Consider the following 1463-nt stretch of genomic DNA (forward strand, 5'->3'; position numbering starts at 1 on the left):
GAGCTTCGCGGCGGGGGCTGCGGCGGCGGGGCTCAACGAAGCCGTGGTCAAGGACCTCGACGCGCTCGTCAGCAGCTACTCGCCGGAAAACCGCGAAGCCTTGCTGAGCATGAGTTCGCAACTGGTGGGACTGGTCGCCACGGTAGCGCAGGACCCGGCGGCGGACGCGGGCAAGCTGGAAACCGGCGCCTGGGTGGCGCAGAACGGTACGCAGTACAACTACCTTGCTCACGAACTGGATGCCTTTGAGAAAGAGGCCAGCCAGTGCAAGGCCAAGGGCAACTGCGACAAAGTGCAGGAGAAATATCGAGCGCAAAGCGTTGCCAACGATGATGCCCTGGCTGCCGCATGCACCACGAAGCCGACGGAGTGCATGCAGACCTTCGGTTATCTGGCAGCCGAGCGCCTGACGATCCAGAAGAAGATCGAAGCGCTTTATGCCAATGACGATATTCCGCTGGAACTCAAGGCTGACCTGCATCGCTACAACATGCAGAACGTTGCCGCGATAGGCCGGTTGTTGCAGACGAGCGCGGCCCTCGATCTACAAGGGCAAGGCGTCTCTCCCGACAATGCAGCCTGGGGAGCGAGCCTCGCAGCGGCGATGGCGGGGGCTATGCTTGGCAAGGCTGGGGGAAAGGGGATCTTGCCAGGTGGACAAACTGCTGCTCAGTTTGAAAGAAATCTGTCTAAGCTGCCTCCGGGAGAGAGAGTTGCTCAGATCAAAAGTACGGCAATTGACGTAGCAATAATTAATGGAATGGAAAAAGATAATGGTTTGTCCAAGATGAATGGTCGTGATGTATATAAGGCGAATGATGGAAGACTATATGCTTTAGATACTCAGCATGGACGCTTTGAGGTCATAAACGCTAGGAATGGAAAGCATATGGGTGAGGTTGATTTTGAGTTTAAACAAACGAAACCCGCTGACAAATCTGGTAGCCATGATTTGAAGGTAAAGTAATATGGTTTCAAAGGTAAGGCTGGTTGACTATAAAGAAAGTTCTATTTGGCATGGAAATGTCTTGAGAGCGTGCGGAAAATATCCATATGAAGAATTTGTCGATTTTATGGTTTTTGAAACCCAGTCAGAAGATACGCCTTATGGGCTGATTGTTACTTCAGGGTATAAGGCTGGTTTGATATTGGTATGCCTGCCAAAAGAAAGCTCTTCCGTGGCAGGTGGGGTGGATAAAGAGTGGATAGTGTCTAATTGGGAGAGATGGATATATCCTGATTGCGATGTTTCAGATGTCTATTTGATTGATAGATACGAGTGTCCCGTCCACGCACCCAAACCAACTTCTCCGTCATAACAGCGGGGAGGTTTTTTGTCCCGTCCAACTGTCCAAACCAACCTCCCCACCATTGCAGCGGGGAGGTTTTTACGTCAAATCATCGAATCCGCCGTCTTCGCCTCTACCGCTGATCGATTTTTCACCTGATTCCTCCGGCTGAAA

The 1463-nt window shown here is 51.8% G+C and carries 1 protein-coding gene and 1 pseudogene; both read left to right on the forward strand.

Annotation, left to right across the window (positions count from 1 at the left end):
* Positions 1 to 967, forward strand: a pseudogene (locus BLQ74_RS26870) (colicin E3/pyocin S6 family cytotoxin); the annotation flags it as partial.
* Position 968: 1 nt separating this feature from the next.
* Positions 969 to 1319 (forward strand): Imm45 family immunity protein, encoded by a 351-nt coding sequence (gene imm45 / locus BLQ74_RS26875; protein ID WP_090268559.1) that lies wholly within the window; start codon positions 969 to 971, stop codon positions 1317 to 1319.
* Positions 1320 to 1463: the final 144 nt, after the last annotated feature.

The sequence above is a fragment of the Pseudomonas panipatensis genome (genome assembly GCF_900099785.1).
Taxonomy (GTDB): Bacteria; Pseudomonadota; Gammaproteobacteria; order Pseudomonadales; family Pseudomonadaceae; genus Pseudomonas; species Pseudomonas panipatensis.

What these genes read in the sequence shown, in the direction of transcription:
- imm45 (WP_090268559.1), top strand. Translation starts at nt 969, where the DNA reads ATGGTTTCAAAGGTAAGGCTGGTTGACTATAAAGAAAGTTCTATTTGG.